Consider the following 26,857-nt stretch of genomic DNA (forward strand, 5'->3'; position numbering starts at 1 on the left):
GCAAGACGACGAGCCGCACGACGACGGGCCCGGGCGATGTCCTCGCCCGGGCCCGTCGTCGTCGTCCGCTCGGGACGTGCGCTCAGTAGGTGCCGTCGCGACGGTCCTGCCGGGTGATCTGCTCCCCCGACGCCGGGTCGACGCCCGACCGGGTGGTGGTCGTGGTCCGACGCCCGCCGAACCCGACCGCCAGGCTGATGATGAGCAGCACGACGCCGGCGGCCATCAGGATGTAGCCGATCAGGCGCAGGTCGATGCCGGCGATCTGGTAGTCGACCGCGAAGGCGACGATCGCTCCGATGACGATCAGGGCGATGCTCGATCCGATGCGCATGACGGGTCCTTCCGTGGTGCCCCGTCCCGGGTGTCCGGGGCTGGCGTCGAAGGTACCCGGACCGCGGCGGCGAGGTTCCCTGTGACCGCCGAGCGAGGCCGCCCTCAGTCGACGTCGACCTCGGCCCAGCCGTCGAACCGGCCGATCTCGGTGACGCGCACCACGGCTTCGCCGGTCTCGTCGGACGCGTCCAGGTCGATCGTCGCCGAGAACCCGAAGTCCTTGTCGCCCTCGGGGTCGGCGAAGATCTGCCGTGCCCGCCAGGTCCGACCCGGCCCGTGCTCGTCGAGCACCAGGTACGCCATCGACCGGGCGTCCCCGTCGGTCCCGATCGCGTCGTGCTCCTCGTAGTACTCCTCGAGCACGGCGTCCCACTCCTCCTGCCCGAACCCTGCGGCCCCGTCGAGCGCGGCGAGCCCGGCAACGTCGTCGGCCGCCGCGAGCAGCACCCGCTGGAACAGGGCGTTCCGCACGAGCACGCGGAACGCTCGCGGGTTGCCGGTGAGCCGGGCGGGCTGCGGCGGCGCGATCTCGTCGTGTTCCGCGGCGGCCTCCGCGACGGAGCCGTTGACCAGCGCCTCCCACTCGTCGACGAGCGAGGAGTCGGTCTGCCGCACGACCTCGCCGAGCCACTCGATCAGGTCGTCGAGCTCGGGCGTGCGCTGTTCCTCGGAGATGGTCTGGCGCATGGTGCGGTAGGCGTCGGACAGGTACCGGAGCACGAGTCCCTCGGAGCGGGTCAGCTGGTAGAACCGCACGAAGTCGCCGAAGGTCATCGCCCGCTCGTACACGTCGCGCACCACGGCCTTGGGCGACAGCGTGAAGTCGAGCACCCACGGCTGTTCGGCCGCGTAGGCCTCGTACGCGGCGGTCAGCAGTTCGTTGAGCGGCTTGGGCCAGGTGACCTCCTCGAGCAGCTCCATCCGCTCCTCGTACTCGATGCCCTCGCGCTTCATCCGGGCGACCTCCTCGCCGCGCTCCTTGAACTGCTGCTGCGCGAGGACGGCGCGCGGGTCGTCGAGGGTCGCCTCGACGACCGACACCATGTCGAGCGCGTACGTCGGGGACTCGGGGTCGAGCAGTTCGAAGGCGGCGAGTGCGAACGGCGACAGCGGCTGGTTGAGCGCGAAGTTCACGGGCAGGTCGACGGTCATGCGGTAGCGCCCGTCGACCTTCTCGATCACGCGGGCGTTGATCAGCGTGCGGGCGATCGACAGCGCGCGTCGGGCAATCGCGAGCTGCCGGGAGCGCGGCTCGTGGTTCTCGAACACGAGCGAGCGGACGTCGGCGAAGGCGTCACCCCCGCGGGCGACGACGGCGAGCACCATCGCGTGCGTGATCCGCATCCGGGACACCATCGGCTCGGGCTCGGCGGCGATGAGCCGGTCGAACGACGCCGGCCCCCACGAGACGAACCCCTCCGGCGCCTTCTTCTTCTTGACCTTGTTCTTCTTCTTCGGGTCGTCCCCGGCCTTGGCGACGGCCCGGGCGTTCTCGATCTCGTGCTCCGGCGCCTCGGCCACGACGTCGCCCTCGGTGTCGTAGCCGGCTCGTCCGGCTCGTCCGGCGATCTGGTGGAACTCGCGGGCGGACAGCTGCCGCATCCGGGAGCCGTCGAACTTCGTCAGCCCGGTGAGCAGCACGGAGCGGATCGGCACGTTGATCCCGACCCCCAGGGTGTCGGTGCCGCAGATCACCGGCAGCAGGCCGCGCTGGGCGAGCTGCTCGACGAGCCGGCGGTACTTCGGCAGCATGCCCGCGTGGTGCACGCCGATGCCGGCCCGGATGAGTCGTGACAGCGTCTGCCCGAACCCGGCGCTGAAGCGGAACCCGGCGATCGCGGCGGCGATCTCGTCCCGGCGTTCGCGCGACGCCACCTTCACGGACATGAGCGCCTGCGCCCGTTCGAGCGCAGCGGCCTGGGCGAAGTGCACGATGTAGACCGGCGCCTTCCCCTCCTCGAGCAGACGTTCGACCGTCTCCTGCACCGGGGTCAGCACGTACTCGTACGACAACGGCACGGGCCGCGAGACGCCGGTGACCCGTGCGGTCGGGCGCCCGGTCCGGCGCGACAGGTCGTCGGCGATGGTCGTGACGTCGCCGAGCGTCGCCGACATGAGCAGGAACTGCGCGCGCTCGAGCACGAGCAGCGGCACCTGCCACGCCCAGCCGCGGTCGGGGTCGCCGTAGAAGTGGAACTCGTCCATCACCACGACGTCGACCTCGGCGTCCGGGCCCTGGCGGAGCGCGGTGTTCGCGAGAATCTCGGCCGTGCAGCAGATGATCGGGGCGTCCGCGTTGACGCTCGAGTCACCGGTCACCATGCCGACGTTCTGCGCGCCGAACAGGTCCACGAGCTGGAAGAACTTCTCGGAGACGAGGGCCTTGATCGGCGCCGTGTAGTAGCTGCGCTTGCCCTCGGCGAGCGCGGCGAAGTGCGCCCCGGCCGCGACGAGGGACTTGCCGGTGCCGGTCGGCGTGCTGAGGACGACGTTCGCGCCGGAGACGAGCTCGATGAGCGCTTCGTCCTGCGCCGGGTAGAGCGGTCGCCCGCCCGCCTCGGCCCAGTCGGCGAACGCCTGGTAGACCGCGTCGGGGTCGACGGCGCCGTCGACCGCCGCCGGCAGGGCGGCGAGGAGCGGCGGGGTGGTGGTGACGTCGGTCATGCGCCCATCCTCCCAGGTGGGCGGTGACCGGCAGACGAGCCGGCGGCGGACGGGAGGCACGGGGCCGCTCCGTCACGCATCCGGCGTCCGCACGCACCGACCGCAGGTCGCAGGCCGGAGACGAGCCGCGCCTCCCGTCCGGCGCCCTGTCGGGAATCGATGCGCGCGCATAGACTCAGACCGTGCGCGAACTCGGCTTCCTCTCCTTCGTCCCCAACCACGGCGGCACCGCCGGTGCTGCTGCCGCCCTGGAGGACGGTCTCCGCCTGTTCGAGACGGCCGAGTCGCTCGGGTACGGCACCGGCTGGGTCCGGGGCCGCCACTTCGAGCCCTTCCTGACCAGCCCGATGACGTTCTTCGCGGCGGCCGCCCAGCGCACGAGCACCATCGGTTTCGGCACCGCCGTCCTCGGCATGCGGTACGAGGACCCGATCCGCCTCGCCGAGGACGCCAGCACCGTCGACCTGCTCAGCGACGGTCGGGTGCAGCTCGGCATCAGCACCGGGATCGCCGGGTACGGCCCGATCCTCGACCCGGTGTTCGGCGGGTCGGAACGCAGCTTCCGCGACGAGGCAGAGGTGCGCGCGGCGCGGCTGCTCGAGGTCCTGCAGGGCGAGCCGCTCGGCACCGCGGGGAAGGGCTACGAGAGCATCCCCGCCGGTGCCGATCTGGCCCTCCAGCCGCTGTCGCCCGGCCTGCGCGACCGCGTCTGGTGGGGCGGCGGCAGCACGGGCACCGCGGTCCGCACGGCCGAGAAGGGCCTGCTGCTGCACTGCTCGACGCTCAACACCGAGGACACCGGCGCCCCGTTCGCCCAGGCACAGGCGGACCAGCTCACCGCGTACCGCGACCGCTTCGCTGAGCTGCAGGCCGCCGGCGAGCACCCCGGCCGCACGCCGAAGGTGGCGGTCGGTCGGATCGTCGTCCCGCTGCTCGACGACCACGACCGCCGGGTGCACGAGGAGTTCCTCACCGGGTACGCGAGCGGGATGGACGACGAGGGGCGCCCCCTGAGCGGTCCGCCGTTCCGGTTCAGCAGGATCGTGTCGGGCGGTGTGGACGAGATCGTCGACGCACTGGCGGCCGACCCCGCGGTCCAGGCGACCGACGAGCTGGTGATCACCCTGCCGGCGAACGGCGACGCCGCGGCGCACGAACGCATCCTGCGGGTCGTCGCCGAGGAGATCGCCCCGCGGCTGCCCTGAGCACGACCGCTGACGACAGGCACCCGGCCGGGGCTCGAGTCGGGGTGGTGAGGTCCGACGAGCCCCGGGCCGGATGACCATCTCGTCCCTGATCCGTACGGGATGGTGGCATCACTCTTTCACTTTCTGAAGGATTTGTCATCATCACTTCCCGGTGAACGGGCACATGGCCAGTTGCGCACGACAACCCCTGGTCAGACGCGGAAAGGTACGCTCTCGTACCTTTGCCCACAGGACGACGAATGCGCCCCCGCGCGGACGCGGGGACGCATTCTGGACGCACCGGGATCGACGGGGTCCCACGGCCGGATCAGGAGGCCGCTTCGCTCACACGACGATCCCTCGGTGGTGCGCGCGCCGACGGTAACCAGCCGACTGGCGCGGATTCATGCTACTGAACGCATCCACGACCGTGCGGAAATCGGCTCACTCCAGTTCGAGGGCCGCGGAACCGGCCAGGTCCGCGACCGAGGCACCGACGTGGAGCTCGAACGTCCCGGGCTCGTAGCGCCAGGCGCCGTCCCAGTGTGCGAACGCCCGGGCCGGAACCTCGATCGACACCTCGGTGGACTCCCCTGCCCCGAGCCGGACGGGCGCGAAGCCGACGAGCCAGCGAACGGGACGGTCGACCGACGACTCCGTCCGCGAGGCGTAGACCTGCACGACGTGCTTCCCGGCACGGTCGCCCGTGTTCGCCACGGTCGCGGTGACGATCGCGGCGTCACCCTCCGTCACGGTCGGCGACGCGGCGACGCCGTCGATCGTCCAGGTGGTGTAGCCCAGCCCGTGGCCGAACGGGTAGGCGGGCTCGGTGCCGGCGCGCAGCCAGGCACGGTAGCCCACGTGCACGCCCTCGTCGTAGGCGACCTTGCCGTCGACCGGCGTGACGTCCTGCACCGGGACGTCGGCGAGGGTCGCCGGCCAGGTGGTGGGCAGGCGCCCGCCGGGCTCCGCGGCACCGGTCAGGACGTCGGCCAGCGCGTTGCCGTACTCCTGTCCGCCGAACCAGGTCAGGAGCACCGCGGCGACGTCGTTCCGCCAGGGCATCTCGACCGGCGAACCGGAGTTCACCACGACGACCGTGTTCGGGTTCACGGCGGCGACGGCACGGACCAGCTCGTCCTGGTGGCCCGGCAGCGCGAGCGACGAGCGGTCGTAGCCCTCGGACTCGACCTTGCTGTTCGTCCCGACGACGACGATCGCCACGTCGGCGTCGCGGGCCGTCGCGACCGCGGCCTCGACGAGTGCGGCGGGGTCGGCGTCGCTCGGCTCGGTACCGAACTGGTAGGCGAGCACACCGCCCAGCGCCTCGTCCTGCACGATGTCGTGCTCGATCCGGATCGCGAGCTGCTGCCCGGCCTCGACCGACACCGGCACCGAGCGCGCGGGCGGGTTGAGGAACGCCGCACCGAGCTGGTCCCCCTCGACCGGCACGGTCTCGTCGAGCAGGAGCTCGCCGTCGATCCACATGCGGGAGCGACCGGCGGCACCGATGCCGATCCGTACGGTCCCCGTCGTCTCGGCGGTGTACGTCGTGGTGACGTCGAGTCGGTCGGACTCCCGGATCGGGGCGTCGCCGCCGAACCAGAACAGCGCGGTGGCACGGCGGTCCTCGACGAACAGCTCCTCGCCGCCCTTGACGAACGCCACCCGTGCGCCGGGCTCCCCCGTGGCCGGGTTCGTGATGCTGGACAGCGGGAACTCCGCGATGCCCTCCTGCACCACGGCGCCGATGGCGTGGTCGACCGTCGCGCCGGGGAAGGCCGTTCGGATGCCCTCGATGGGCGTGACGACGTGCTCCGGCACCACCGTCGCCGAACCGCCGCCCTGCGTGCGGGCCTGGTCGGCGTTGTGCCCGAGGAGCGCGATCCGCGACACCGCGGACGCATCGAGCGGCAGGATCCCGGTGTTGCGGACGAGGACGGTGCCCTCGGCCTCGGCCGTCCGCACGAACGCGACGCCGTCCTCGACGTGCACCGGCTGCGCGGCCACGGGCTCGAAGCCCTCGAGCGCGCCGACGCGGGCGGCGAGGGTCAGGATGCGGCGGACCTTGCGGTCGACGGCCTCCATCGGGACCTCGCCCGACTCGACCGCCTGCAGCAGGGGCCCCTGGCTCCACCAGGGGTTCGGCCCGGGCATCGCGACGTCCTGCGACGCCTTCGCCGACTCCACCGAGCGGACGCCGGTCCAGTCGGACACGACGATGCCGTCGAAGCCCCACTCCGAGTTGAGCGGTGTCTCGAGCAGGTCGTTCTCGGACGCGGTGACGCCGTTGATCGCGTTGTAGGACGACATGACCGCCCAGGCGTGCGCCTCGGTCACGGCCTTCTCGAACGCGAGCAGGTACAGCTCACGGAGCGCACGGTCCGACACCTCCGTCGACGCGGTGAACCGGTCGGTCTCGTAGTCGTTCGCGATGTAGTGCTTCGGGGTCGCGGCGACGCCGTTCTCCTGCACGCCGTCGACGTAGGACGCGGCGAGGTCGCCGGTCAGCAGCGGGTCCTCGCTGAACGCCTCGAAATGGCGACCACCGAGGGGCGAGCGGTGCAGGTTGATCGTCGGGCCGAGGACGACGTCGACGCCCTTCCGGCGGGCCTCGACCGCCGCGGCGGCACCGTAGCGCTTCGCGATCGCGCGGTCCCAGCTCGCCGACAGGGCGGTGGCGGACGGCAGGTTGAGCGACGGGTCGCGCTCGTCCCAGACCTCGCCGCGGACGCCGGACGGACCGTCGGACATCAGGATGCGGCGCAGCCCGATCTTCTCGACCGGCCAGGTCGTCCAGAAGTCGCGCCCGGTCAGCAGCTGGACCTTCTCCGCGGTCGTCAGCTGTCCGACGAGCGCGGCGATGCGCTCGTCCAGCGGCGACGCGGCGGTCGGCCGGGAGGCGCGGGTGGTGTCGTCCACGGTGGTCACGATGGTCGGTCCCTTCGTTGTGCGACGCAGGCGACGGGGCATGACCTCCGCGCGCCATCGTCGGCGGCTGCGGGCAGCGTAGCACCCAAAACCTATCGGAAGTAGGTTTGTTGGGTCTCGAACCCGCTGTACGCTCGCGCCATGGCACGACGGGGTTCGTACGCGAAGGGGATCGCGAAGCGCGAGGAGATCCTCACGGTCGCGCTCGACCTCGTCGCGCAGCAGGGGTTCCGGCGCACGAGCATCAAGGACATCGCCGACGCGGTCGGGCTCACCCAGGCCGGGCTGCTGCACTACTTCGACTCGAAGGACGACCTCTGGGTGGAGATCCTCCGTCGCCGCGACGAGGTCGACCTGGCGCACGACTGGGGCACCGCGGCCGAGGACCCCGGTGCGTTCCTCGCGGCGATCGTCCGGCACAACACCGAGGTCCCGGGCCTCGTGCAGATGTTCGTGAACCTGTCCGCCGCCGCCGCGACCGACGACGAGCACCCCGCGCACGAGTACTTCCGCGAGCGCTACGAGCGCAGCCGGAGCGACTTCGCCCGGGACTTCCGCAGCATGCAGCAGGACGGCCGGCTCCGCTCCGACGTGGACACCGAGCAGCTGGCGAGCGTGCTCCTGGCGATCTCCGACGGCATGCAGATCCAGTGGCTGTACGACCCGTCGCGGGACATGGCCGACCACGTCGAGCTCGTCGCACGGCTCGCGGTCGCGCAGTCCGTCACGCCCGCCCCGGCCTGACGCCGGCACCCCGGCCCGCCGCGCTCCCGCCGCGCTCGACCGCTCCGGCCCCGGGCCACGTCGGCCGCATCGCCTGCGTCGCCTGCGTCGCCTGCACCGCCTGCGTCGCCCGGACAGGTACCGCCAGTGCCTGGTCCCCGCTCGGGCGCGCACGGCAGGATGGGGTCCGGCCGACCAGGCCGTCCGACGACGATGTGGAGTGACGCGATGACGCGTGTTGTGGTGACCGGAGGCAGCGGGAAGCTCGGACGGGCGGTCGTCCGCGACCTCGACGAGCACGGGTACGACGTGGTCCTGCTCGACCGGGTGCCCTCCCCCGACAAGCCGGAGCGGGTGCCCTTCGTCCGCATCGACCTGAGCGACTACGGCCAGGTGCTCGGGGCGCTCACGGGCATCGACGACCGCTACGACCGCGTCGACGCCGTGGTGCACCTCGCCGCCGTACCGGCCCCCGGACAGGTGCCCGACGTCGCCCTCATCACGAACAACGTGACCGCGTCGATCAACGTCTTCCACGCCGCCCGTGTCGCCCGGATCAAGAACGTCGTGTGGGCGTCGAGCGAGACCCTGCTCGGCATCCCGATGGGCGAGCACCACCCGCCGTACCTGCCCGTCGACGAGGAGTTCGCGGTCCGCCCGCAGTCCTCGTACTCGCTCGGCAAGGCGGTCGAGGAGGAGATGGCCCGCCACTTCACCCGCTGGGACCCGGAGCTCAAGATGATCGGGCTGCGCTTCTCGAACGTCATGGACGAGACCGACTACCCGTCGTTCCCGTGGGACGCCTCCCCCGAGGCGAAGACCTTCAACCTGTGGTCGTACATCGACTCGCGCGACGGGGCGCAGGCCGTGCGGCGGTCGCTCGAGGCCGAGCTCACCGGGTTCGAGGCGTTCGTCATCGCGAGCCCCGACACCGTGATGGACACCCCGACGATCGAGCTCGTGGAGCGCTTCGTGCCGGACATCGAGCGCCGTGCGGACATCGACGGCACGAGCTCCCTGCTCTCCAGCGAGAAGGCCCGCGAGCTCCTCGGCTACGCCCCCGAGCACACCTGGCGGAACCACCGCTCGCGCTGACCGGAGGGGAGGCGCGGGGCGGCCTCAGGACGTCGGTGCGAGCAGCAGGCCGTCCAGCACCAGGTCGCGCACGCGCGGCAGCAGGTCTGCCGCGAGCGCGTCCTCGTCGACGCCGGTGATCTGCGCGATGGCGCCGACGATCGCCGCGACCGACAGCTCCCCGTCGCAGGCACCCACGAACGCGGCGAGCGCCGTGTCCGCGTCCACCCGACGGCCGAAGCCACCGCCCTGCACGAGCGTGATCACGGTCGGGTCGTCGTTCCCGGGCCAGTAGTGCCGCTCCTCGGTCACGTCACCGGCGACCCGCAGATGGGCGGCGGCGAGCGCCTCGTCGTCGTGCGCCTCGAGCCACCCGGTGGCGTCGAGCACCCGTGCGACCGTCGCGCCGAGCCCCACGGGGTTGGAACCGAGCGCCTCGGGGACCCGCTCGGTGCGGCGGAGGCGAGCCGTACCTCCCGGCCGACCGATCTCCGTTGCCGACGCCGACGCACGCCGGACGACCACGTACCCGAAACCGACCCCGGTGACCCGCCGGGTCGCGAAGTCGTCGAGCCAGGCGTCCACGAGCCGGTCGAACCCGTCCGTGCCGGGCTTCGTGCCGCCGTCGCGGATCCAGGTCTCGGCGTAGGCGGGCGGGTCCTCGCGCTCCCGCTCGACGACCCACAGGTCGAGGTCCTCGGCGTCCGCGAACCACGAGCGCACCCGGTCGAGCCCGTCGACGCCCCAGCGGTACTCCCAGTTGCCGAGCAGCTGCGCGGTCCCGCCGGGCTCGAGGTGGTCGGCGAGCCCGCGGAGCACGGTCTCGACGAGCGCGTCGCCGACCATGCCGCCGTCGCGGTACTCGTAGGACGGCACGTCGTCGCGACGCGGGGTGATGACGAACGGCGGGTTCGACACGATCCGGTCGAACCGCTCGCCCACCACCGGCTCGTACAGCGACCCGAGCCGGAACTCGATGCCGTCGATGCCGTTGAGCGCCGCGTTGAACCGGGCGATGTCGAGCGCGCGGCGGGAGATGTCCGTGGCGACGACCTCGTCGGCGAAGCGACGGGCGTGCATGGCCTGGATCCCGCACCCGGTCCCGAGGTCGAGCACCCGACGGACCGGCACCGGGACCTGGAGCCCGGAGAGCGTGGTGGTCGCGCCGCCGATGCCGAGCACGTGCTCCTCGCCCAGTGCGGTGCCGAGCGCGAGCTCCCCGAGGTCGGAGACGATCCACCAGCTGCCGGCGCCGAGGTCGTCGACGAAGGCGTAGGGCCGCAGGTCGACGGTCGGGTGGACCAGGAGGTGGTCGGCGTCGGGAGCACCGGCGTCGTCCGTACCGTCGTCGATCCGGAGCAGACCGGCCGCGAGCACCGCGTCGAGCCCGGCCGTCGGGAACGCCCGCTCGGCATCGCTCCGGTCGACCGGCAGGCCGAGCACGAACAGCGTCGCGAGCGTGGTCAGCGGCGTGGTGTCCCGCGCGGCGAGCGCCCGCAGCGCGGCGACCCGGGAACCGCGGTGCAGCGATGCAGCGGCCTCGGTGCCCCAGAGTGCGTCGATGCGGTCGACGGTGAAGCCCGCGGCGTCGAGGTCGGCGGCGAGCGCCGTCGTCACCGCGGGGACGGTCGTGATCGTCGGGAGCTCGTGGGCGATCGGACCGCGGGGCCGGCCGGTCACGCGGGGACCTCCTCGCGCATGACGGTCGCGGGGACCTGCCACGCGGCCACCAGGTCGAGGAGCCCGGGGAAGCGCTGCTGCACGTCCTCGACCCGGACCCGGCTCGAGCGCGTCAGTCCCTCCTGGTGCTGCTCGAGCAGGCCGGCCTCGCGCAGGACGCGGAAGTGGTGCGTCAGCGTCGACTTCGGTCGGTCGACCCCGACCCACCCGCAGCTGCGGACGCCGCCGGCGGCGTCGACCAGGTAGCGGTGCAGGATCGTCAGCCGGATCGGGTCGCTCAGTGCGTCGAGCACGACGGGCAGGTCCATCTCGGCGACGGTCGGCTGCGGCAGGCGTTCTGGGGCGACGACGGAGTCCACGGGCGCGGCGGGCATGCGACGACGGTAGCACCGCCGACCGCGCAGTACGACTTGCGTCGTACTGTGGACCTGCTGTACGAATGGGCTCGTACAACAGTCCGGCGGGAAGGTGCCACCATGCAGTCAGCACGCGGAGTCGCGGGGTTCTGGATCCTCGCCGCCATGCTCTTCGTGGCGATGGCCTCGTCCTCGGTCCCGTCGCCGATCTACCCCGTCTACGCCGCCGAGTGGGACCTCACGCCGCTCATGCTCACGGGGGTGTTCGCGATCTACGTCGCCGGACTCCTCGTCACCATGCTCGTCGCCGGTCGGCTGTCCGACCACGTCGGCCGGAAGCCCGTGCTCGTCGCCGGCGGACTGCTGCTCGTCGTGTCGCTCGTGCTGTTCACCGGCGCCGACGGGTTCACGGCCCTCGTGGTCGACCGGATCGTGCAGGGCGTCGCGGTCGGGCTGCTCATCGGCGCCCTCGGTGCAGCGCTCATCGACAACTCGCTCGAGCGCTTCCCCTCGCTCGCGGGCGTGCTGAACGGTGCCGTCCCACCCTTCGCCCTGGCGACCGGCGCGGTGTCGAGCGGCGCCCTCGTGGAGTGGGGCCCGGCACCGGAGCAGCTCGTCTACGTGCTCTTCGGTGCGCTCCTGCTGCTGCTCGTCGCCGCCCTGGTCGTCGTGCCCGAGCGGGTCACCCGCCGACCGGGTGCACTCCGCTCCCTCCGCCCGACCGTGTCCGTCCCGCGGGCGTCGCGGGCGCTCTTCCGCGGCGTCGCCGGGGCACTCGTCGCCAGCTGGGCACTGGGCGGGCTGTTCCTGTCGCTCGTGCCGTCGGCGCTCGGCGCGGTGTTCGGCATCCACGACCACTTCGCAGCCGGGGCCCTGATCGCCGTCGTCACCGGCGTCGGCGGACTCACCGGTCTCGCCATCCAGCGCCTCGACACACGTCGGAGCCTGTTCCTCGGGCTCGTCGCGCTCATCGTCGGCCCGGTCGTCACCGTGGCGTTCGTGTTCGCGCACTCGCTGCCCGGACTCGTCGTCGGCAGCGCGATCGCGGGCGTCGGCTTCGGCGCGGGCTTCCAGGCACCCCTGCGGATGCTGCTCGCCACCGCGGCGCCGACGCACCGCGCCGGACTCCTGTCGTCGGTCTACATCGTCAGCTACCTGGCGTTCGGCGTACCCGCCGTCGTCGCGGGACTCGTCGAACCGGCGTTCGGCTTCGTGCCGGTGCTCGCCGGCTACGGCGCCTTCATCGTCCTCGCCGCGGCGATCGCCCTCGTGCTGCAGCTCGCGTCACGCAGCGCGGCCGGGGTCGAGGAGCGCGCCGCCGAGGCCGTCGAGCGCACCGCGACCGGTTCCGTCCGGACCGTCGCCGAGTAGCGCTGCGCGAGGGCTAGTGCCCGGCCCGCGCCCGGTTCGGTCGCTGTGCGCGGACCCCGGTGCTGCGGTGTGCGTCGGCGTGCGCCGCGTCGACGTCGGCCTTGCCGCGGTCGGCCGCCCTCCGCAGCCACTGCGGTCCGTGCGCCTTCGCCCAGTCCCAGAAGCGGTGGAGCTGCGCGCGCAGCCACGTGATGATGCGGTGGAAGAAGTGGAACTCGCTCGCCAGGATCGTCAGGCCGATGAAGACCACGAGCCACCCCGGACCGGGCAGCGGCACGAGGATGAGCCCGATCACCACGACGAGTCCGCCGACGATCCCGACGAGCACCTTGTAGAACAGGTGCCACCCCGGCCGCGCGTGGATCCAGGCGCGCATCCGACGGAACCACCGGAAGCGGTGGTGCCGGTCGTCGGCGTCGGTCTCGGGAGCCGTGGTGTCGGCACGCACGACCGCGTCGGGTCGCTCGTGGGTGTCGTCCATGGCGGCAACCTAGGGCGCGCGGCTGGGAAACGGCGGCGCAACCGGTCCACGCCACGTGAGCAGTGGGACGGGCGGACACCGCGCCTCCCGGCCGTCACGGGCCTCGGCCCACCGGAGCCCTCGTTCCGTCGAGACGCCGCGGTCTCGTCGCGACGGCGTCGGATGCAACGGCGTTCTGCGCGCCCCGCGGCGTCTCGCGCAGCCGGGGCCGTGTCGCGCCGGCCGCAGCCCCGTCAGCGGGCCCCGTCGGCCTGGAGGCTCGTCACGCGTGAGCGACGCACGTCGCAGCCCACGGGACCGCGGCGAGACGGGCCTCCGGGATCGGTTCGCCGCCGACGGCGCACCGCCCGTAGGTGCCGGCGTCGAGCCGCGCGAGCGCGGCGTCGACCAGGCGGATGCGTTCCCGGGCGTCGTCGCGCACCGCACCGAGCGACCCGCGCTCCCAGGCGAGGGTCGCACCCTCGGGGTCGTGCTCGTCGTCCGCGTTGGCGTCCAGGCGCGCGTCGCTGACGTCCCGCATGCTGCGCTCGACGTCGGCGAGCAGCCGCTCGTTGCGCCGCCGTTCGTCGGCGAGCGCGGTGCGGGGGTCGTCCATGCCGACGACCGTAGTCGCGTCGGAATGCGGCCGCAGCAGCATGCGTTCGCATCGGCATGACGAAGATCGGGTTCCTGTCCTTCGGGCACTGGCGCGACGTGCCGGGCTCGCGTGTGCGCAGCGGCCGCGAGGCCCTCGTGCAGGCGATCGACCTCGCCGTCGCGGCCGAGGAAGCGGGCGTCGACGGCGCGTACTTCCGCGTGCACCACTTCGCTCCGCAGCAGGCGGCGCCGTTCCCCCTGCTCTCGGCGATCGCCGCCCGGACCAGCCGCATCGAGATCGGCACCGGCGTGATCGACATGCGCTACGAGAACCCGCTCTACATGGCCGAGGAAGCCGCGGCCACCGACCTCATCTCGGGAGGCCGACTGCAGCTCGGTGTCTCGCGGGGGTCACCCGAGACCGCCCTCGCCGGGTACCAGCAGTTCGGCTACGTGCCCGAGGCGCACGACACCAGCGGCGGCGACATGGCGCGCTCCCACACCGACGTGTTCCGTCGTGCGATCGCCGGCGAGCCGATGGCACACGCGAACCCGCAGATGACCGGGTCGGCCGGGTCGCTGTCGGTGTCCCCGCTGTCGGACACGCTGCCCGACCGGATCTGGTGGGGTGCCGGGACCCGCGCGACCGCGGAGTGGACGGCCGAGCAGGGCATGAACCTCATGTCGTCGACCCTGCTCACCGAGGACACCGGCGTGCCGTTCGACCAGCTGCAGGCCGAGCAGATCGAGCGCTTCCGGACGACGTGGCGCGAGATGGGCTGGGAGCGGACGCCCCGGGTCTCGGTGTCGCGCAGCATCATCCCGATCACCGACGACGAGTCGCGGCACTACTTCGGCGTGCGGGCGCAGGTCGAGGGGCAGGACCAGGTCGGGCACCTCGACGGCGGGCTCGCCCGCTTCGGTCGCTCGTACATCGGGGAGCCGGAGCAGCTCGTGGCCGAACTCGCCGCCGACGCAGCGGTCCGCGCTGCCGACACCGTGCTCGTCACCGTGCCGAACCAGCTCGGCGTGGACTTCAACGCCCGGCTGCTCGCAGCGACGAAGGCCGTCATGGACGAGGTCGACGCCGCGACCGTCCCCGCGTAGGTCGGGTCGTCCGGCTCACGCCCCGGCGGGCGCTTCCGGCCAGAGCAGGCGGAAGCGCTCGCACAGCACCGGCATGTCCGGTTCGTACCCGCGCGGGTTCTCGGAGTGCTCACGCCAGTAGCGCTCGTGCACCGCGCGCCAGTGCGCGAGGGTGCGGTCCCCCTCGCCCTCGGCGCGGGCGTGCTCCTCGCCGACCTGGTCGAACGGGACGACCCGCAGGTCCGTCGTCTCGATCACAGCCCGGGGGTCACCCCTCCCGTCGAGGATGACGCTGAGCTCGCCGACCTCGGGCAGCGGGTCGCCCGTCGCCTCGTAGTCCCACATCGACGACGCCGTGCCGTCCTTGATCCCGCGGAGCACCAGGTCGAGCAGACCGTCGGCGTGGTCCGGCGTCGCGCCGAACGCCCACGCCTCCGGCACGGCCTCGGGCAGCTCCGGTGCCTCGTCGCGGCGGGCGGCCCAGAAGGCGGACAGGGTCTCGGCGTCGGCGGTGATCACCGCACGACCGTAGCGCAGGTGCGACCGGTCCCCCTTGTTGCCGACACCCGCTGTGGGACTGTGGCCGTGCCTCCCGGCTGCGTAGCGTCGAGGTGCACCATCCACCGCACCCGCGAGGAGCACCCCGTGACGCTGCCGGCCGCCGGCTGGTTCCCGGACCCCCAGGACGCCCACCGCCTCCGGTGGTGGGACGGCCACGCGTGGGGCGGGGCGACGCGTGTGCTCCCCGCACGGCAGGAGCCCGTCGCACCGGTCGTCGTCGCGCCGGTCGGGCCGTCGTTCTCCGTCGAGGGCGCAGCGGTGCGCACCGGGTCGTGGGCGTCCGGCGGGTCCGTGCAGCGGGTCGGGGCGGCGGCGCTCGTGGCGGTCCTGCTCGCGGTCGTGTCGATCGTCTGGAACCCGGTCGGCATCGCGAGCACGCTGGCCGTCGTCACGGGCGTCCTCGCGATCGTGCGTCCCGGCGCGACCGGCGGCTGGCGGGCGCTGTGGCGGAGCGCCGCGGCGAGCGCCCTCGTGGTCGCGGTCGCCACGGGCGTGGTCGCTGCGTCCGCGCAGTTCCACCTGTTCTGAGCGCTGCGGGCGGAGCGCTACCTCCGCGCTCGGCGCTCGGCGCTCGGCACTACGGGAAGCACGTCGCGCCACGGATCTCCATGGCGCGACGTGCTTCCGGTTGTGCCCGAGCACGTCGCGCCGCACGTCACCCCGGCCCCGCCTCCGGCCCCGGCCGGCCCCGGCCCCGGCCGGGCGCAGCGCTACCGCCGCGCCCGCGGGTGCGCCGTCTGGTAGACATCGCGCAGCATGTCCGCCGTGACGAGCGTGTAGATCTGCGTCGTCGCGACGCTCGCGTGCCCGAGCAGCTCCTGCACGACGCGCACGTCCGCGCCGCCCTCGAGCAGGTGCGTCGCGAACGAGTGCCGGAACGTGTGCGGGGACACGTGCGCCGCCAGTCCGGCCCGCTCCGCCGCCGCCTGGATCACGAGCCAGGCGCTCTGCCGCGACAGCCGCGCGCCCCGAGCGCCGAGGAACAGCGCCGGGGTCGACGGCCCACGCGCCGCGAACACCGGCCGGGCCCGGACGAGGTAGGCGTCGACCGCGGCCCGCGCGAAGCTGCCGAGCGGCACGATGCGCTGCTTGTTCCCCTTGCCGGTGACCTTCACGACCGCGAGCCCGTCGCCCTCGTCGTCCTCGGGGTCGGACAGCGTCGCGACGTCGTCCACCGACAACCCGACCGCCTCGGAGATGCGCGCGCCCGTGGCGTAGAGCAGCTCGAGGAGCGCCCGGTCCCGCAGCTGCACGGGGTCGTCGTCCGCCGAACCCGCGGCGCCGAGCAGTCGCTCCATGTCGTGCACCGAGATCGCCTTCGGCAGCCGTGACGGCGCCTTCGGTGGCCGGACGGCCGTGGCGGGGTCGAGCGGCAGCCAGCCCTCGGCGGCCGCGAACGCGGTGAAGGACCGCACCGAGCTGAGCATCCGGGCGACCGACCGGGGCGCGAGCGGTTGCTCCGGTCGCGAGGTCAGGTGCGTGACGAACCCGGCGACGTCCGCGCGGGCGAGGCGTGCGACGTCCGTCAGCGCCTCCGCTCCCCCAGCCCGGTCCGCGCCCGCGGAGTCGACCGCCGGCGTCGAGGCGAGCCACTCCGCGAAGACCGCCAGGTCCCGCCGGTAGGCCGCCACCGTGTGCTGCGACAGTCCCCGCTCGACGGCGACGTGCCGCAGGTAGGTGTCGGTGGCACGGTCGAGGGGGATCACCCGACAAAACTAGTGCGGGACCGCCCTGCGGAGGTCGTCAGTGCAGCCCGGCGTCCGGCTCGCCGAAGCGGCAGGCGGTGAAGGTCACCGCAAGCCCGGCCCGGGTTGGTGCGGCGCAGAACAGGCCGGCCGACACGACGGCGTCCGGGTCGAGGTGCGCGACCCGCACCAGCCGGGGCTCCTCGCCGTCGGCCCAGGCCCGGACCGTCACGGCGTCACCGGAGCGGCTCGCGCGCACCGTCACGACCCGCCCGGTCCAGGACGGCACGGGCGCGACGGACCAGTCGGACGTCCCGTGCGTCACGACGGCCCCGACCTGCGGCAGCCCGTCGGAGAACTCCACGCCCGCCTTCACCCACTCCTGCTCGTCGACCCGCAGGAACACCCCGGCCTGGTCGAACTGCTCCGCGAAGTCGAGGACGAAGGAGACCTCGACGGCGAACGCGCCGTCGGTGGGTCGGAGGAGCGCGTGCTCCGAGTCGTGGACGAACCCGTACGAGGTCGTCCGCCAGGCATCGCTGCCCTCCTCCGCGGTCACGAGCAGGGCGGCACGATCGACGACGGGTTCGACGGCGACGGGCTCGTGCGTCCAGAGCCCGTCCCGCAGCAGGGCACCGAGCCCGCTGTCGGCCGTCACGCCGTCGCGTCCCGCTCGACCGCGTCCCGCTCGACCGCGCCGCGCTCGACCGCGCCCCGCTCGATCGCATCGACCGCGAGGGTCGCGACGACGAGCGCCGAGTTCTGCAGGCGGCCCGCGAGGATCCCCTCGACGAGCTCCGCCCGCGGCACCCATCGGGTCACGATGTCCGCCTCCTCGGCCTCACGCTCGAACGCGGACGCCGTCGCACGGACCCCACGGGCCCGGTAGACCTGGATGAACTCGTCGCTGCCGCCCGACGAGGTGTTGTACCGGACGAGGGGCTCCCAGTGGTCCGCCTCGAGGTCGGCCTCTTCCCCGAGCTCCCGCTGCGCGGCGGTGAGGTGGTCCTCGCCCTCGTGGTCGAGGAGCCCGGCCGGCAGCTCCCAGTCGCGCAGCTGCACGGGGTGGCGGTACTGCTGGATGACGAGCACGCGGCCCTCGTCGTCCTCCGCGAAGACGGCGACGGCGCCCGTGTGGTCGATGTACTCGCGGACCATGTCGTGCCCGTCGTAGTCGACGTGGTCACGGCGGACGTCCCAGACGGCACCCTCGTACACGACGGTGGAGTCGGTGACCTCGTACGAGGCGTGTTCGTCGGCGATCGGTGCGTCAGCGGCAGTCACCAGCCCATCCTGGCACGCGGCTCCGTCAGCCCTCCCCGGGACGGACGGGAGGCGCGGTGCCAGCCGGCACCGCGCCTCCCGTCAGCGACAACGCGCGTTGAGCGACAGCGCGCGTTACGCGACGACCTCCGCCGACTCCTCGGCCGGGTCGAACAGGCTGGACGCCTCGTGGCGCGCGATCGCCGCGTCCACCAGCCCGGCGAACAGCGGGTGCGCGTTCGTCGGACGCGAGCGCAGCTCCGGGTGTGCCTGCGTGGCGATGTAGAACGGGTGCACGTCGCGCGGCAGCTCGACGTACTCGACCAGGGTGCCGTCGGGCGAGGTGCCCGAGAACACCAGGCCGGCGTCCGCGATCTGCTGACGGTAGGTGTTGTTCACCTCGTAGCGGTGACGGTGGCGCTCCGAGGCCTCGGACGCACCGTAGAGCTCGGCCGCGAGCGACCCGTCGGTGAAGTGCGCCGGGTACAGGCCGAGGCGCATCGTGCCGCCCATGTCGCCACCGGCGATGATGTCGACCTGCTCCGCCATGGTCGCGATGACCGGCGTCGAGGTCTCCGGGTCGAACTCGGTGCTCGACGCGTCGGTCAGGCCGGCCTCGTGGCGGGCGTACTCGATGACCATGCACTGCAGGCCGAGGCACAGGCCGAGCGTCGGGATGCCCTGCTCACGCGCGAACCTGAGCGCGCCGAGCTTGCCCTCGATGCCGCGGACACCGAACCCGCCGGGGACGCAGATGCCGTCGACGTCACCGAGCTGCTTCGCGGCACCCTCGGGCGTCGTGCAGTCGTCGGACACGACCCACTTCAGCGTGACCTTGGCGTTGTGGGCGAAGCCACCGGCGCGCAGGGCCTCGGTGACCGACAGGTAGGCGTCCGGCAGGTCGATGTACTTGCCGACCAGCGCGATCGTGACGTGCTTCTTCGGCTCGTGCACCGCGTCGAGGACCGGGTTCCACGCGGACCAGTCGACGTCGTGCGCGTCGAGCTTCAGCGCGTCGATGATGACCTGGTCGAGACCCTGGTCGTGCAGCAGCGTCGGCAGGTCGTAGATCGAGGGGACGTCGACGGCGTTCACCACGGCGTCCTCGTCCACGTCGCACATGAGGGCGATCTTGCGCTTGTTCGACTCCGACACCGGGCGGTCCGAGCGGAGCACGAGGGCGTCCGGCTGGATGCCGATCGAGCGGAGCGCGGCGACGGAGTGCTGCGTCGGCTTGGTCTTCTGCTCACCCGAGGCGCTCATGAACGGCACGAGCGACACGTGCACGAAGAACACGTTGTTGCGGCCGAGCTCGTGGCGGACCTGGCGGGCGGACTCGATGAACGGCTGGGACTCGATGTCACCGACCGTGCCGCCGACCTCGGTGATGATGACGTCGGGCTGCGGGTCGTTCTCGGCCTGCTCGCGCATCCGACGCTTGATCTCGTCGGTGATGTGCGGGATGACCTGGACGGTGTCGCCGAGGTACTCGCCGCGCCGCTCCTTGGCGATCACGCTGGAGTACACCTGACCGGTCGTGACGTTCGCGGCCTGCGACAGGTTGATGTCGAGGAAGCGCTCGTAGTGCCCGATGTCGAGGTCCGTCTCGGCACCGTCGTCGGTCACGAAGACCTCGCCGTGCTGGAACGGGTTCATGGTGCCCGGGTCCACGTTGAGGTACGGGTCGAGCTTCTGCATGACGACCTTGAGGCCGCGCGCCGTGAGCAGGTTGCCGAGGCTCGCCGCCGTCAGGCCCTTGCCGAGGGACGAGACGACCCCGCCGGTCACGAAGATCTGCTTCGTGACCTTCGGGGTCGAGGTCGAAGAATTGGTTCCGCCGCTGAGAGTGTCCGCCACGGGGTTCCATCGTACGTCAGAACTGCCGGGAGGCGCGACCCGCGTTCGCCGCGGGCGTTGCGCCCGCCGACCGGTCACCCCCACCGTCCCCGCAGGACGCAACGTCGGCGACTGTGCGCAGCGCTGTACCGCTGCGCGGAGCCGCCTTCGTTGCGTGTTGCGGACGAGGGCGGAGGGACGGGGCGGGGCGTGCCTCCAGGCCGGAACGTTGCCTAGGCGCGCTGGCCGGCGACGTCGAGGAGCTCGCGCGCGTGCTCGATGCCGCTCGCGCTGTCGCCCAGGCCGGAGAGCAGGCGGGCCATCTCCTGGAGCCGGTCCTCGCCCTCGAGCCGGCGCACGCTCGACGAGGTCACGGCGCCGCTGGCGTCCTTGACGACGTTGAGGTGGTTGTTCGCGAACGCGGCGACCTGCGCCAGGTGCGTGACGACGATGACCTGCGTCCGCTCGGCGAGCTTCGCGAGCCGCCGACCGATCTCGATCGCCGCGGCTCCGCCGACGCCGGCGTCCACCTCGTCGAACACGAAGGTCGGGACGGTCGTGCTGCCGGCCATGACGACCTCGATCGCGAGCATCACGCGCGAGAGCTCGCCGCCGGACGCGCCCTTGCCGATCGGGCGGGGGTCGGTGCCGGAGTGCGGCTGGAGCAGGATCGCGACCTGGTCGCGCCCGTGCCGGCGGTACTCGCCGCCGTCGGTGACCTCGACCACCAGGGTCGCGCCGGCCATCGCCAGCGTCCGGAGTTCCGCGGTGACCCGCTTCGCGAGGTCGCCCGCGGCCTTCGTGCGGGCCGCGGTCAGCGCGGCGGCCGTCTGCGCGAGGGCCTGCTCGTCCTGCTCGACGCTCTGCTGCAGCGCGACGATGCGGTCGTCGTCACCGTCCAGCTCCAGCAACCGGTCGCTCGCCCGCTGGCCGTACCCGATCACGTCGTCGACCGTCTCGCCGTACTTGCGCGTCAGGTTCGCCAGGAGTGCCCGGCGTTCGTTGACGAGCTCGAGGTCGTGCCCGGCGTCCGGCTCCAACGAGCCGAGGTAGCTGGACAGGCCGGCGGATGCGTCCGAGGCCTGGATCCCGAGTTCGGTCAGCTGCTCGAGCACGGGCTGGAGGGCCGGGTCGGACCCGGCGACGCGCTCGACGGCCCGGCGTGCCGCCTCGACCAGTCCGACGACGTCGGCAACCCCGTCGAGGGACTCGCTGGACAGTGCCTCGTGGGCGGTGCCGGCGGCCAGGCGGAGCTCCTCGAGGTTGCCGAGGCGTTCGGCGCGTTCGGCGAGCTCGACGTCCTCGCCGGGCTGCGGGTCGACCGACTCGATCTCGTCCGACGCGGCGCGGATGCGTTCGGCCTCGGCGACGCGGTCGTCGCGGTCCCGCACGAGCGTCTCGAGCTCGCCGGCGTGCGCCTGCCAGGTGTCGTAGGCGGCGACGTAGGCACCGAGTGCCCGCTGCACGGCCCTGCCGCCGAAGCCGTCGAGGGCGGCGCGCTGCGCCGAGGCCGACGTCAGGCGGATCTGGTCCGACTGCCCGTGCACGGTCACCAGCTGGTCGGCGAGCTCGCCGAGCACCGCGACCGGGGCACTGCGGCCACCGACCGTCGCACGGCTGCGGCCCTCCGCCGAGACCGTGCGGGTCAGGATGAGCTCGCCGTCCTCGACGGTCCCGCCCGCGTCCTCGACACGCTCCGCGACGGCGGCGTGGTCCGGGACGTGCCAACGCCCCTCGACCACCGCGCTGGAGGCGCCGCGGCGCACGGAGCCGGCGTCCGCCCGGGCACCGAGCAGCAGCCCGAGCGCCGTGACGATCATGGTCTTGCCCGCACCGGTCTCGCCGGTGACGACGGTGAAGCCGGGTCCGAGCTCGAGCGTGGTCTCGCCGATGACGCCGAGGTCGGAGATGACGATCTCCTCGATCATGCGTCGTCCTCGGTCGCCGGACCGCGCCAGCCCGCGACGGGCAACTGGAACTTGGCGACCAGCCGGTCGGTGAAGGGCGCGTCCTTCAGCCGGGCGACCCGGACGGGGTCGGGCGATCGACGGACCTCGACCCGGGCACCCGGCGGCAGGTCGTGGGTGCGACGGCCGTCGCACCACAGGACACCGACGCCGCTCGTGCGCCGGAGGACCTCGATCGCGAGGGTGCAGTCCGGCCCGACGACGATCGGACGCGAGAACAGGGCGTGCGCGCTGAGCGGCACCATGAGCAGGGCGTCGACGTCCGGCCAGACGATCGGGCCGCCGCCGGAGAACGAGTAGGCCGTGGACCCGGTCGGGGTGGCGACGACGACGCCGTCGCAGCCGAAGGACGACAGCGGCCGACCGTCCACCTCGGTGACGACCTCGAGCATGCGCTCGCGGGAGGCCTTCTCGATCGTCGCCTCGTTCAGCGCCCACGAGGAGTAGACGACCTCGTGCCCGACGACCACGTCGACCTGGAGCGTCACACGCTCCTCGACCTTGTAGTCGCCGACCAGGGCACGCTCGACCGTGGCCCGCAGCCCGTCGCGCTCGCTCTCGGCCAGGAAGCCGACGTGTCCGAGGTTCACGCCCACGATCGGGGCGCGCGTCCCCCGCACGAGTTCGGCGGCACGGAGGATCGTGCCGTCCCCGCCGAGGACGATGACGATCTCGAGGGCGTCGGCCTGCACGTCGACACCCAGGATGTCGACCTGGCCGACCGAGGCCTCGGCCCGTCGGACGTCGGCGTACTCGTCGAACGGCATCACCGGGTTGAGTCCGGCGGCGTGCAGCAGGTCGCAGACCTCGACGGCGGCGTCGATGGAGTCCTGTCGGCCCGTGTGGGAGACGAGCAGGATGTGCCGGTCGTCGTCGCTCATGCAGCCCCTTCGGTGAGTTCGGTGGCCCGACCGATCCACGCTGTCGGGTTTCCCCATCCTGCCGGATGACCCCCGACACCACGCTGGAAGTGCGCGAGGTACTCGTGGTTGCCGTGCGTGCCGACGATCGGCGATGCGGTCAGCCCGACCGTCCCGAGGCCCGCGTCCCACGCCGACCAGAGCACGTTCATGAGCGCGTCGTTCCGCAGGGCGGGGTCGCGCACGATGCCCTCGCGCACACCACCACGGCCGACCTCGAACTGCGGCTTCACGAGCAGCACGAAGTCGTCCGCGGGCACGGCGGCCGCCAGCACGGGCAGGACGATGCGCAGGGAGATGAAGGACAGGTCTCCGACGACCAGGCTCGTGCGGGGCGCTGCGTCGTCGAGCGCCGCGTAGGTGTCCGGCGTGAGGTCACGGGCGTTGCACCCCTCGACCACACGCACCCGCTCGTCGATGGCGACCACCGGGTCGAGCTGACCGTGCCCGACGTCGAGGGCGACGACGCGGGCGGCTCCGTGGTGGAGCAGCACCTGCGTGAATCCTCCGGTACTGGCGCCCACGTCGAGCACGACGCGCCCGCTCGGGTCGACGTCGAAGGCCTCGAGGGCACGGACGAGCTTCCGCGCCGCACGCGACACCCACTCGTCCTCGGTGTCGACGACGAGCTCGGCGTCCGGCGCGACCGGGGCCGACGGCTTCACGACCGCCGTGCCCCCGACCGTCACGCGGCCGGCCTGGACCAGCTTCGCCGCGGCGGTCCGTGACCTGACCAGCCCGCGGGCGGCGAGCAGTGCGTCCAACCGGACCGGGCGCTCCTCGTCGTGCTCAGGCACCGGCACCGCCGTCTCCTCGTCCGCTCCCCCACACCTGCGTGGCGCCGGCAGCGCGACCCGAGCTGTGCCCCTGCGGTGCCTGGCCGCTCTCGAGGCGGGTGCGCAGGTCGTCGTGCAGCGCGGCGAAGGCGTCGGCGCGCTCGGGCAGGGGCAGCGCCTCGGCAGCCGCGGTGCGCTCGGCGAAGGCGTCCGGCTGCTGCACGGGCTGTCGGTGCTCGCCCGGCTGCTGCTGCTCGCCCGGCTCCTGCTCGGACGGCTGCTGCTGCTCGCCCGGCTCCTGCTCGGACGGCTGCTGCGGGTGGGGCACGTGGGTCACGCTACTCGCCGCCGTACAGCTTCGGGTCGACGTCGAGGCCGTAGATCGCCAGTCCGGACTCCCAGATCAGCGCTGCCCCGGCGCGGAGCAGGTCGATCGGCGTCCCGCTGTCGAGCACCCGGACGACGTGCCCGTGCATCGCGACCGTGGCGCCGCCGACCGTGACGTACCGGGTGCCGTCCGGGTCCTGCCGTCGCACCGTCACCGGGTACGGCTCGGACAGCCCACGGAGGTCCTGCAGGACGTACGTCGGACGCGAGCGCTGGTCGGCCGCGAGCACCTGCTTCGCCTGGTCGATGCCCGTCAGCACGAGCACGCTCGGGATGCCGGCGTCGTTCGCGCCCTTGATGTCCGTGTCGAGCCGGTCGCCGATGAACAGCGGGTGCTCGCCGCCGAAGCGGGCGATCGCGGCGTCGAAGATCGGTCGCTCCGGCTTGCCCGCCACCACCGGCATCCGCCCGACGGCCTGGTGCACCGCGGACACGAGCGTGCCGTTGCCGGGCGCGATGCCACGCTCGACCGGGATCGACCAGTCCATGTTCGTCGCCACCCACGGCACGTCCGGATCGGCGAGGGCGAAGGACGCCTCGGCCAGGTGCGTCCACCCGAGGTCCGGCGAGAAGCCCTGGATGACCGCTGCCGGAGCGTCGTCGGCGCTCGTGGTCACCGTGAAGCCCGCCTCCTCGACGATGCTCGTCAGCCCGAGGCCGCCGGTGACCAGCACGGTGGACCCGGCCGGCACCAGCGTCTCGAGCAGCCGCACGCCCGCCTGCGACGAGGTTACGACGTCGTCGGCGGTCACCTCGAGGCCGTAGCCCTCCAGGTGCTCCGCGACGTCCGACGGCCGACGAGAGGCGTTGTTCGTGATGTAGCCGACCCGAGCGGTCAGCGACGCCCGTGTCAGGGCCTCGACAGCGTGCGGGATCGCGTTGCGTCCGCGGTACACGACGCCGTCGAGGTCGGTGAGGACGACGTCCACACCGTCCGTCGGCGGCGTCGGGACGTCAGTCGGCTGCGGAGCCGTCGACGTCGCGGGGGTTGTCGTCGTCGATCTCGCCGAGGTCGTCGTCGGGGTCGACGTCGTCGCCGAGCTGGTCGGTGTCGTCGAGCGCTCCGGTCCCGTGCTCGTCACCGGCGACGGACTCGTCACCGACGACGGCGTCGTGCTCGTCGTGTCCTTCGACTTCTTCCTCGACCACATCGACAGTCTCCCATGCGTTCTCGTCGGCGATCTCGGCCAGAGCGGCGGCAGCCCGGTCGACCCGCGCCCACCACTCGTCGGCCTCGTCCTGGCGGCCGAGCTCCTCGAGCGTGGCCGCGTAAGCACTGTAGAGGGCCGGCGACCAGCTGTACGCCGTGGTCGGGTCGAGCTGCGGGATCTCGAGCTCGCCGAGCGCGGCCGTCGGGTTGCCCAGGTCGATCCGGGCGCCGGACATCGCGATCGCGAGCTCCACCTGCACCGCCGTGTCCAGCGCGGCGCGGTCGACCGACCGGCCGAGCTCGAGCGCCCGCTCCGGACGTCCGAGACCCCGCTCGCAGTCGACCATCATCGGCAGCTGGTCGTTCTTGCCGGAGATGCGACGGTAGGTGCGCAGCTCACGGAGCGCCGTGGCGAAGTCGCCCGTCCGGTACGCGGTGATCGCCGCGGTCTCGCGGACGACCGCCACACGACCGGCCCGACGCGCAGCGCTCAGCGCGTGCAGGTTGGCCGTCTCCGGGTCCTCGTCGACGAGCAGCGCCGCCATGACGAGGTGCTTCGCGACCCACTCGGCGTTGTCCTTGCTGAGCGTCTTGAGCTCGGCGCGGGCAGCCGGGTCGAGGTCCCGCGGCGAGACGCTCTCGTCGATCTCGGGGTCCTCGTGTCGCGGACGGACGGAACGCGTGCCGTACGGGTCACGGTCCTCCCAGTCGTCACGGGCAGCCTCGCCGAAGCGTGCGCCGGCATGACGGGAGCCATCGCCGAACCGAGGGCGGTCGCCCCGGTCGTCGTCGCGGCGGGGGCGGTCGTCGCCACCGCGGAACGGACGACGCTCACCACCGTCACGCTGCGGACGACGGTCATCGCCACCACGGAACGGACGACGGTCATCGCCGTCACGCTGCGGACGGCGATCGTCGCCACCACGGAACGGACGACGGTCATCACCGTCACGCTGCGGACGGCGATCGTCGCCACCACGGAACGGACGACGCTCGCCACCGTCACGCTGCGGACGACGGTCGTCGCCACCACGGAACGGACGACGCTCGCCACCGTCACGCTGCGGACGACGGTCATCGCCGCCACGGAACGGACGACGCTCGCCACCGTCACGCTGCGGCCGACGGTCGTCGCCACCACGGAAGGGCGCGCGGTCATCGCGACCACGGAAGGGACGATCACCATCCCGCTGCGGCCGACGGTCGTCGCCACCACGGAACGGACGGCGGTCACCATCACGGCCCGGGCGCTCAGCGCCTCGAGGACCGTCACCGCGGGGCGGACGCCCCGCACCGTCGCGGTCACCCTGCCGAGCCGGCCGACGGCCACCGTCACTGAACGACCGGTCGCCCTCGCGGAAGCCCCGACGGTCGTCACGACCACTCCGGCCGGCGTCGCGGGCTGGACGGTCACCGTCCCGTCGCGCACGATCCCCCTCGCGACGCTCGAAGTCGCGCGGCCCGGACGACCAGCGGCTGCCTTCGCGCCGCTCCCCGCGATCCCGGTCGTTGCGCTGCTGCTCGTCGTCGTTCGCCACCGTTGCTCCTCATCGCGTGCCCGTGCTCGAATGCGCCGGGCGGTCGTCCGCTGTGTCGTTGTGGGGGGGGGTGCCGCACGGTCGTCCGTGCTCACTGCTGGGCCCAGTCCATCACGAACCGGACCGCGAGTCGAGCGACCTACGGCGGAAACAAATGTGGCCACCGGCCTCCACGAGAACGAGGGTCTCCCCTACGAGTTCTCGATGGAGGGCCGATGGCCACATCACTTACGTTGAGTCCGGCGGCGTCCTACTCTCCCACAAGGTCCCCCTTGCAGTACCATCGGCGCTGAGAGGCTTAGCTTCCGG

Annotated in this window: 25 protein-coding genes; 7 read left to right on the forward strand and 18 right to left on the reverse strand. The window is 72.7% G+C overall.

Going from position 1 to position 26,857, the window contains the following annotated elements; translation table 11 throughout:
* Positions 1 to 82: 82 nt before the first annotated feature.
* Complete coding sequence (locus tag ACH0A8_RS09860; protein WP_066656348.1) at positions 83 to 334, reverse strand: DUF6458 family protein; 252 nt, start codon at positions 332 to 334, stop codon at positions 83 to 85.
* Between the two features lie 104 nt (positions 335 to 438).
* The gene (locus tag ACH0A8_RS09865; protein WP_406907099.1) at positions 439 to 3,000 is read right to left on the reverse strand and encodes a DEAD/DEAH box helicase; all 2,562 of its coding nucleotides are present in this window, start codon (positions 2,998 to 3,000) and stop codon (positions 439 to 441) included.
* A gap of 182 nt (positions 3,001 to 3,182) precedes the next feature.
* Here ACH0A8_RS09865 and ACH0A8_RS09870 point away from each other — a divergent pair, with 182 nt between their 5' ends.
* A complete protein-coding gene (locus ACH0A8_RS09870) occupies positions 3,183 to 4,205 on the forward strand; it encodes an LLM class flavin-dependent oxidoreductase (RefSeq protein WP_406907100.1) in 1,023 nt (340 codons plus the stop codon).
* A 426-nt stretch (positions 4,206 to 4,631) separates the two neighbouring features.
* Here ACH0A8_RS09870 and ACH0A8_RS09875 read toward each other — a convergent pair whose 3' ends face one another.
* Positions 4,632 to 7,160 carry a beta-glucosidase family protein gene (locus ACH0A8_RS09875; RefSeq protein WP_406907101.1) on the reverse strand — a complete coding sequence of 843 codons (2,529 nt, stop codon included), beginning with the start codon at positions 7,158 to 7,160 and terminating at the stop codon, positions 4,632 to 4,634.
* A 99-nt stretch (positions 7,161 to 7,259) separates the two neighbouring features.
* On the opposite strand from ACH0A8_RS09875, the gene ACH0A8_RS09880 reads away from it, so the two are divergent.
* On the forward strand, positions 7,260 to 7,862 hold the full coding sequence (locus ACH0A8_RS09880) for a TetR/AcrR family transcriptional regulator (RefSeq protein ID WP_406907102.1): 603 nt from the start codon (positions 7,260 to 7,262) through the stop codon (positions 7,860 to 7,862).
* A 207-nt stretch (positions 7,863 to 8,069) separates the two neighbouring features.
* Positions 8,070 to 8,936 (forward strand): NAD(P)-dependent oxidoreductase, encoded by an 867-nt coding sequence (locus ACH0A8_RS09885; RefSeq protein WP_066658693.1) that lies wholly within the window; start codon positions 8,070 to 8,072, stop codon positions 8,934 to 8,936.
* A gap of 24 nt (positions 8,937 to 8,960) precedes the next feature.
* Here ACH0A8_RS09885 and ACH0A8_RS09890 read toward each other — a convergent pair whose 3' ends face one another.
* The gene (locus ACH0A8_RS09890) at positions 8,961 to 10,595 is read right to left on the reverse strand and encodes a methyltransferase (protein WP_406907103.1); all 1,635 of its coding nucleotides are present in this window, start codon (positions 10,593 to 10,595) and stop codon (positions 8,961 to 8,963) included.
* Positions 10,592 to 10,969: a helix-turn-helix transcriptional regulator gene (locus tag ACH0A8_RS09895; RefSeq protein WP_066656359.1), complete on the reverse strand. Its 378-nt coding sequence runs from the start codon at positions 10,967 to 10,969 to the stop codon at positions 10,592 to 10,594. The genes ACH0A8_RS09890 and ACH0A8_RS09895 overlap by 4 nt, the downstream gene beginning before the upstream one ends.
* A 102-nt stretch (positions 10,970 to 11,071) precedes the next feature.
* Here ACH0A8_RS09895 and ACH0A8_RS09900 point away from each other — a divergent pair, with 102 nt between their 5' ends.
* On the forward strand, positions 11,072 to 12,322 hold the full coding sequence (locus ACH0A8_RS09900) for an MFS transporter (RefSeq protein ID WP_406907104.1): 1,251 nt from the start codon (positions 11,072 to 11,074) through the stop codon (positions 12,320 to 12,322).
* Positions 12,323 to 12,335: 13 nt separating this feature from the next.
* Here ACH0A8_RS09900 and ACH0A8_RS09905 read toward each other — a convergent pair whose 3' ends face one another.
* Both ACH0A8_RS09905 and ACH0A8_RS09910 read right to left on the reverse strand, forming a co-directional pair.
* Positions 12,336 to 12,803 (reverse strand): TIGR02611 family protein, encoded by a 468-nt coding sequence (locus ACH0A8_RS09905; protein ID WP_235426374.1) that lies wholly within the window; start codon positions 12,801 to 12,803, stop codon positions 12,336 to 12,338.
* A 262-nt stretch (positions 12,804 to 13,065) separates the two neighbouring features.
* Positions 13,066 to 13,398 (reverse strand): TraR/DksA C4-type zinc finger protein, encoded by a 333-nt coding sequence (locus tag ACH0A8_RS09910; RefSeq protein WP_066656365.1) that lies wholly within the window; start codon positions 13,396 to 13,398, stop codon positions 13,066 to 13,068.
* Positions 13,399 to 13,454: 56 nt separating this feature from the next.
* Between ACH0A8_RS09910 and ACH0A8_RS09915 the strand changes: the two genes are divergently transcribed.
* A complete protein-coding gene (locus ACH0A8_RS09915) occupies positions 13,455 to 14,486 on the forward strand; it encodes an LLM class flavin-dependent oxidoreductase (RefSeq protein ID WP_285844780.1) in 1,032 nt (343 codons plus the stop codon).
* Between the two features lie 15 nt (positions 14,487 to 14,501).
* Here the strand turns inward: ACH0A8_RS09915 and ACH0A8_RS09920 are convergent, their stop codons facing one another.
* The gene (locus ACH0A8_RS09920; protein ID WP_374109596.1) at positions 14,502 to 14,981 is read right to left on the reverse strand and encodes an ASCH domain-containing protein; all 480 of its coding nucleotides are present in this window, start codon (positions 14,979 to 14,981) and stop codon (positions 14,502 to 14,504) included.
* A gap of 129 nt (positions 14,982 to 15,110) precedes the next feature.
* Between ACH0A8_RS09920 and ACH0A8_RS09925 the strand changes: the two genes are divergently transcribed.
* On the forward strand, positions 15,111 to 15,554 hold the full coding sequence (locus ACH0A8_RS09925) for a DUF2510 domain-containing protein (RefSeq protein WP_066656369.1): 444 nt from the start codon (positions 15,111 to 15,113) through the stop codon (positions 15,552 to 15,554).
* A 182-nt stretch (positions 15,555 to 15,736) separates the two neighbouring features.
* Here the strand turns inward: ACH0A8_RS09925 and ACH0A8_RS09930 are convergent, their stop codons facing one another.
* The 10 genes from ACH0A8_RS09930 to ACH0A8_RS09975 form a co-directional block, all read right to left on the reverse strand.
* Positions 15,737 to 16,729 (reverse strand): site-specific tyrosine recombinase XerD, encoded by a 993-nt coding sequence (locus ACH0A8_RS09930; RefSeq protein ID WP_066658700.1) that lies wholly within the window; start codon positions 16,727 to 16,729, stop codon positions 15,737 to 15,739.
* A gap of 40 nt (positions 16,730 to 16,769) precedes the next feature.
* Positions 16,770 to 17,369 carry a DUF1349 domain-containing protein gene (locus ACH0A8_RS09935; RefSeq protein ID WP_406907105.1) on the reverse strand — a complete coding sequence of 200 codons (600 nt, stop codon included), beginning with the start codon at positions 17,367 to 17,369 and terminating at the stop codon, positions 16,770 to 16,772.
* Positions 17,366 to 17,995, reverse strand: coding sequence for an NUDIX hydrolase (locus ACH0A8_RS09940; protein WP_251155667.1), 630 nt, complete (start codon positions 17,993 to 17,995; stop codon positions 17,366 to 17,368). The genes ACH0A8_RS09935 and ACH0A8_RS09940 overlap by 4 nt, the downstream gene beginning before the upstream one ends.
* Before the next feature lie 114 nt (positions 17,996 to 18,109).
* Positions 18,110 to 19,831 (reverse strand): CTP synthase, encoded by a 1,722-nt coding sequence (locus ACH0A8_RS09945; protein ID WP_066656378.1) that lies wholly within the window; start codon positions 19,829 to 19,831, stop codon positions 18,110 to 18,112.
* 212 nt (positions 19,832 to 20,043) lie between these two features.
* Complete coding sequence (gene recN, locus ACH0A8_RS09950) at positions 20,044 to 21,738, reverse strand: DNA repair protein RecN (RefSeq protein WP_406907106.1); 1,695 nt, start codon at positions 21,736 to 21,738, stop codon at positions 20,044 to 20,046.
* On the reverse strand, positions 21,735 to 22,658 hold the full coding sequence (locus ACH0A8_RS09955; RefSeq protein ID WP_406907107.1) for an NAD kinase: 924 nt from the start codon (positions 22,656 to 22,658) through the stop codon (positions 21,735 to 21,737). Before ACH0A8_RS09955 ends, recN begins: the two co-directional genes overlap by 4 nt.
* Positions 22,655 to 23,500, reverse strand: coding sequence for a TlyA family RNA methyltransferase (locus tag ACH0A8_RS09960; protein ID WP_251155665.1), 846 nt, complete (start codon positions 23,498 to 23,500; stop codon positions 22,655 to 22,657). Before ACH0A8_RS09960 ends, ACH0A8_RS09955 begins: the two co-directional genes overlap by 4 nt.
* On the reverse strand, positions 23,487 to 23,801 hold the full coding sequence (locus ACH0A8_RS09965) for a hypothetical protein (RefSeq protein WP_406907108.1): 315 nt from the start codon (positions 23,799 to 23,801) through the stop codon (positions 23,487 to 23,489). The genes ACH0A8_RS09960 and ACH0A8_RS09965 overlap by 14 nt, the downstream gene beginning before the upstream one ends.
* 10 nt (positions 23,802 to 23,811) lie before the next feature.
* Positions 23,812 to 24,789 (reverse strand): HAD-IIA family hydrolase, encoded by a 978-nt coding sequence (locus ACH0A8_RS09970; RefSeq protein ID WP_066656392.1) that lies wholly within the window; start codon positions 24,787 to 24,789, stop codon positions 23,812 to 23,814.
* Between the two features lie 25 nt (positions 24,790 to 24,814).
* Positions 24,815 to 25,555, reverse strand: a complete 741-nt coding sequence (locus ACH0A8_RS09975) for a hypothetical protein (protein WP_066656394.1) — start codon at positions 25,553 to 25,555, stop codon at positions 24,815 to 24,817.
* A 198-nt stretch (positions 25,556 to 25,753) separates the two neighbouring features.
* On the opposite strand from ACH0A8_RS09975, the gene ACH0A8_RS09980 reads away from it, so the two are divergent.
* Positions 25,754 to 26,785: a hypothetical protein gene (locus ACH0A8_RS09980; RefSeq protein WP_406907109.1), complete on the forward strand. Its 1,032-nt coding sequence runs from the start codon at positions 25,754 to 25,756 to the stop codon at positions 26,783 to 26,785.
* Positions 26,786 to 26,857 lie beyond the last annotated feature (72 nt).

Source organism: Curtobacterium sp. 179-B 9B NHS, assembly GCF_045370965.1.
Lineage (GTDB): Bacteria > Actinomycetota > Actinomycetes > Actinomycetales > Microbacteriaceae > Curtobacterium.